The sequence below is a fragment of the Pseudomonas sp. AGC41 genome (assembly GCF_057334555.1).
Window position 1 is genome coordinate 47,723 of record NZ_JBHFJB010000159.1, and the last position, 5,154, is coordinate 52,876.

The 5,154-nt window shown below is 62.1% G+C and carries 4 protein-coding genes and 1 pseudogene; 1 reads left to right on the forward strand and 4 read right to left on the reverse strand.

All coding sequences use genetic code 11. The features are described from left to right. Nucleotides 1-45: 45 nt before the first annotated feature. The 4 genes and pseudogenes from argB to coaBC all read right to left on the reverse strand — a co-directional run bounded on the left by argB (nt 46) and on the right by coaBC (nt 4,300). A complete protein-coding gene (argB, locus tag ACE04F_RS27740; RefSeq protein ID WP_071552791.1) occupies nt 46-951 on the reverse strand; it encodes an acetylglutamate kinase in 906 nt (301 codons plus the stop codon). Between the two features lie 23 nt (nt 952-974). Continuing rightward, nucleotides 975-2,378: pseudogene (locus ACE04F_RS27745) on the reverse strand (phosphomannomutase/phosphoglucomutase); the annotation flags it as partial. Nucleotides 2,379-2,630: 252 nt separating this feature from the next. Next, nucleotides 2,631-3,086 (reverse strand): dUTP diphosphatase, encoded by a 456-nt coding sequence (dut, locus tag ACE04F_RS27750; RefSeq protein WP_053126549.1) that lies wholly within the window; start codon nt 3,084-3,086, stop codon nt 2,631-2,633. Between the two features lie 5 nt (nt 3,087-3,091). Further along, nucleotides 3,092-4,300 (reverse strand): bifunctional phosphopantothenoylcysteine decarboxylase/phosphopantothenate--cysteine ligase CoaBC, encoded by a 1,209-nt coding sequence (coaBC, locus tag ACE04F_RS27755; RefSeq protein WP_486110763.1) that lies wholly within the window; start codon nt 4,298-4,300, stop codon nt 3,092-3,094. Between the two features lie 144 nt (nt 4,301-4,444). Between coaBC and radC the strand changes: the two genes are divergently transcribed. Then, on the forward strand, nt 4,445-5,119 hold the full coding sequence (radC, locus tag ACE04F_RS27760; RefSeq protein WP_486110765.1) for a RadC family protein: 675 nt from the start codon (nt 4,445-4,447) through the stop codon (nt 5,117-5,119). Nucleotides 5,120-5,154 lie beyond the last annotated feature (35 nt).

Consider the following 5,154-nt stretch of genomic DNA (forward strand, 5'->3'; position numbering starts at 1 on the left):
CCCCGCTCAACCAGGTTGAGCGGGGTCTTTTTTTACCGGTGTCGCTTAGTGACGCTTGCGATTGCTGATCAGCGTACCCACGCCGGTATCGGTGAAGATCTCCAGCAGGATCGCATTCGGCACGCGGCCGTCGATGATCAGCGAGCTGCCAACGCCGCCCTGGACCGCTTCCAGCGCGCAACGGATCTTCGGCAGCATGCCGCCGTAGATGGTGCCATCGGCGATCAGCTCATCGACTTGCTGGGTCGACAATCCGGTCAGGACTTTGCCGGTCTTGTCCATCAGGCCGGCGATGTTGGTCAGCAGCATCAGCTTCTCGGCTTTCAGTGCTTCGGCAACCTTGCCCGCCACCAGGTCGGCGTTGATGTTGTACGACTCGCCATTGGCGCCCACGCCGATTGGCGCGATGACCGGAATGAAGTCGCCCTTGACCAGCAGGTTCAGCAGATCGGTGTTAATGCCGACTACTTCGCCGACCTGGCCGATGTCGATGATTTCCGGCTGGGTCATCTCCGGCGTCTGGCGGGTGACGGTGAGTTTCTTCGCCCGGATCAGTTCGGCGTCCTTGCCGGTCAGGCCGATGGCGCTGCCGCCGTGGCGGTTGATCAGGTTGACGATGTCTTTGTTGACCTGGCCGCCGAGGACCATTTCCACCACATCCATGGTCTGCGCATCGGTCACGCGCATGCCGTCGATGAAGTGGCTTTCGATTGACAGGCGCTTGAGCAGGTCGCCGATTTGCGGACCACCGCCGTGAACCACCACCGGGTTGATGCCCACCGCCTTCATCAGCACGATGTCGCGGGCGAAGCCGGTCTTGAGCTCCTCGCTTTCCATTGCGTTGCCGCCGTACTTGATCACCAGGGTCTTGCCGACGTAGCGTCGGATATAAGGCAACGCTTCGGACAGGACCTTGGCGGTGTTGGCAGCGGCTTCGCGTTCGAGGGTCATTCAGGGCTCCGGTGGTGATTCAATCAGAACGGTAGTTGGAGATCAGGTGCAACACGCTTGAGTTGGCTGTGGAACACATCCTTGATGCGCTGCAGTTCAGCCTCGTTGTCGGCCTCGAAACGCAGCACCAGCACCGGTGTGGTGTTGGAGGCGCGAACCAGGCCCCAGCCTTGTGGGTAGTCGACCCGCACACCGTCGATGGTGGTCAGTTCGGCGCCTTCGCCCCACTGGGCGTCGTGCAGTGCATCAATGATGCTGAATTTGCTCTCTTCGGTCACATGGATATTGATTTCCGGCGTAGAAATATCGTTCGGGAAGGTTGCGAACAGCTCTTCCGCAGTGGATTTCTCCTTGCTGAGGATTTCCAACAGGCGCGCGGCGCTGTAGATACCGTCATCAAAACCGAACCAACGTTCCTTGAAGAAAATATGGCCGCTCATTTCCCCGGCCAGCAGGGCGCCGCTCTGTTTCATTTTTTTCTTGATCAACGAGTGGCCGGTTTTCCACATGAGCGGGCGACCGCCATATTCCTTGATCAGCGGCACCAGGCGACGGGTGCATTTCACATCGAAGATAATTTCCGCGTCGGGGTTACGTGCCACCACATCCTTTGCGAACAGCATCAGCAGGCGGTCGGGAAACACCACGCTCCCGGTCTCGGTCACCACGCCCACGCGGTCGCCGTCGCCGTCGAAGGCCAGGCCCAGGTCCGCGTTGGTTTCCTTGACCTTGGCGATCAGGTCCTCAAGGTTTTCCAGCTTGCCCGGATCCGGGTGGTGGTTGGGGAAATTGCCATCGACGTCGCAGAACAACGGGATGACTTCGCAATTCAGCGCTTCGATCAGTTGCGGGGCGATCACGCCGGCTGCGCCGTTGCCGCAATCCACCACTACTTTCAGGCGGCGGGCCAGTTTCACGTCCTTGACGATTTCGTCGTTGTAGCGCGGGAGGATATCGACCTTGGTCACGCTGCCCTGGCCGCTGCTCAGGTCGTTGGTCTTGAGGCGGGTGTGCAGGGCCTGGATCTGCTCGTTGGCGAGGGTGTCGCCGGCGATGACGATCTTGAAGCCGTTGTAGTTCGACGGGTTGTGGCTGCCGGTGAGCATCACGCCGGATTTGCCGGCCAGGACATTGGCGGCGTAATAAAGCGCCGGTGTCGGCACCAGGCCGACGTCGCTGACGTGGCAACCGCTGTCGGCAATGCCTTTGATCAACTGCTCGACCAGCTCCGGGCCGGACAAGCGACCGTCGCGGCCGACGTTCACATTCGGTTCGCCTTGCGCCAGGCTTTGGGAGCCGATGGCGCGGCCGATCCAGTAGGCGGTTTCAGCCGTCAGGGTTTCCGGCACGACGCCACGGATGTCGTAGGCGCGGAAGATGCTGTCAGGGAAGATCGGGGCGATTGCGGCTGGGGTGTTCATGGGCGGGGCGCTCTATCAGGAAAGTGACTGGACAGGCCGACGACGGGCGTCGGCAGGCTCAAGCTGAAGGGTATGACGGCGTTTTTGACAGAGAGTTCGCGGTGGGAAAGTGCCATGAGACAGCGTTACCCCAGCGCGAACGGTCTAAAACGTTGATTCCGGATGGGAAACGTCGCCTGGAGCCGTTGCGCATTTTTCGCCCTGAAACAGAAGCTTAATAAAGCGGCCGGGCCTGCCGCCCGGCCTGAAACAGGCCGGTCAATGGCTGCCGGAATGCCCGAAACCGCCGGCGCCGCGCTGGCTTTCGTCGAATTCTTCGACCAGTTCGAAATGGGCCTGGACCACCGGCACCAATACCAGTTGGGCAATGCGCTCGCCCACGGCGATGTTGAAAGCGGTCTGGCCGCGATTCCAGCAGGACACCATCAGTTCGCCCTGGTAATCGGAGTCGATCAGGCCCACCAGATTGCCCAGCACGATACCGTGCTTATGGCCCAGCCCCGAGCGCGGCAGAATCAGCGCGGCCAGGCCCGGATCGCCGATATAGACCGACAGGCCGGTGGGAATCAGCAGGGTCTGGCCCGGTTCCAGGATCGTGTCCTGCTTGAGCATCGCCCGCAGATCGAGGCCGGCTGAGCCCGGCGTGGCGTACTGCGGCAGCGGGAATTCACTGCCGATGCGAGGGTCGAGGATCTTGGCTTGTAGAGCGTGCATGGAAATTAAACCTGGTTCAGCCGTTCGGCGATGAAAGTAATCAGTTGGCGGGCGATCTTGCCCTTGCTGGTCTGGGCGAAAAGCGTGGCGTGCAACTGGCGGTCGATCACGCTGCAGGCGTTTTCTTCGCTGTTGAAGCCAATGCTCGGGTTGGCGACGTCGTTGGCGACGATCAGGTCCAGATTCTTGTCCTTGAGCTTGCGCGCGGCGTAATCGAGCAGGTGTTCGGTTTCGGCGGCAAAACCTACGCTGAACGGGCGATCGGGGCGAGTGGCGATGGTGGCCAAAATGTCAGGATTGCGCACCATTTGCAGGAGCAGGCCGTCGCCGCTTGTAGGATCTTTCTTCAATTTTTGTGGGGCGACGACTTCGGGGCGGTAGTCCGCCACTGCCGCCGAGGCGATGAACAAGTCGCACGGGATCGATGCCTCACAGGCCGCCAGCATGTCCCGGGCGCTGACGACGTCGATGCGGGTCACCCGATCCGGCGTCGGCAGGTGCACCGGCCCGGTGATCAACGTCACCCGGGCGCCGGCCTCGACAGCGGCTTCGGCCAGGGCGAAGCCCATTTTCCCGGAGCTGTGATTGGTGATGTAGCGCACCGGGTCGATGTTTTCCTGGGTCGGGCCGGCGGTGATCAGAACATGCTTGCCGGTCAGCGCCTGGCGCTGGAAGCAGTCGGCGGCGCACTGGGCCAGGTCGTTGGCTTCGAGCATGCGGCCCATGCCGACATCACCACAGGCCTGGCTGCCGGAGGCTGGGCCGAAGACTTTCAGATCGCGGCTTTCGAGCAGTTGCAGGTTGGCCTGGGTGGCGGGGTCGCGCCACATGGCCTGGTTCATGGCAGGGGCCACGGCGACCACGGCGTCGGTGGCCAGCACGAGTGTGGTCAGCAGGTCGTCGGCGATGCCTTGGGCCAGGCGGGCGATCAGATCGGCCGTGGCCGGGGCGATCAGCACCAGGTCGGCCCACTTGGCCAGCTCGATATGGCCCATGGCGGCCTCGGCCGCCGGGTCGAGCAGATCCATGTGGACCGGGTGCCCGGACAAGGCCTGCATGGTCAGCGGGGTGATGAACTCACTGCCGCCGCGGGTCATGACGACGCGTACTTCGGCGCCCTGGTCGATAAGCCTGCGAACCAGCTCGGCGCTCTTGTAGGCAGCAATGCCGCCGCCGACGCCCAGAACGATGCGTTTCCGATACAGCCGCTGCATAGGCCTGCCTTTCGATTTCAATGGTCAGTGCAGGGCGAACCCTCGGCAGCAGCCTGCCTGGGTGCAAATCGCCTGCAAAAAAGATGGGCTAAGATATCACAGCGTCCGCTACGGAACAGCGGCGCCCATTATCAGGGAGATGCCATGAGTATTCGGGACTGGCCGGTGGCCGAGCGGCCGCGGGAGAGGTTGTTGGTGGCGGGGGCGGAGAGTCTTTCGGACGCCGAGCTGCTGGCGATATTTTTACGCACGGGTGTGGCGGGTAAAAGCGCGGTGGATCTGGCACGACATCTGTTGACCCAATTTGGCTGCCTGCGGGCGCTGCTTGAGGCAGATCAGGTCACGTTCAACAGCCATATGGGGCTCGGCCCGGCGAAATTCGCTCAATTGCGCGCGGTTCTCGAAATGGGCCGGCGACATCTGGCGGCGCGGACTCGGCAGAATTCGATGCTGGAAGACCCGCAGGCTGTTCGTGACTATCTCAAGTCGATGCTGCGCCACGAACCTCATGAGGTTTTTGGCTGCCTGTTTCTCAATTCTCGGCATCAGGTGCTGGCGTTCGAAGCGCTTTTTCGTGGCTCCATCGCCTGCACCAGTGTCCACCCCCGGCAAGTGGTCAAGCGCGCCCTGGCCCACAACGCCGCTGCCGTGATCCTGTGCCACAACCACCCCTCCGGCAGCACCGAGCCCAGCCAGGCCGACCGAATGCTCACCGAGCGGCTTCAGGACGCGCTGGAGCTGATCGATGTGCGGGTACTGGACCATTTCATCGTTGGCGATGGGGAGCCACTGTCCATGGCGGAGTATGGGTGGATGTAGGCAGGGTCTGACAACATGGCGCCTTTGTGGGGGGG

Bases quoted from the DNA above. Each gene is read 5' to 3' on its own strand.
- dut (WP_053126549.1), bottom strand. From the start codon at position 3,086: ATGCACGCTCTACAAGCCAAGATCCTCGACCCTCGCATCGGCAGTGAA.
- coaBC (WP_486110763.1), bottom strand. From the start codon at position 4,300: ATGCAGCGGCTGTATCGGAAACGCATCGTTCTGGGCGTCGGCGGCGGC.
- radC (WP_486110765.1), top strand. From the start codon at position 4,445: ATGAGTATTCGGGACTGGCCGGTGGCCGAGCGGCCGCGGGAGAGGTTG.
- argB (WP_071552791.1), bottom strand. From the start codon at position 951: ATGACCCTCGAACGCGAAGCCGCTGCCAACACCGCCAAGGTCCTGTCC.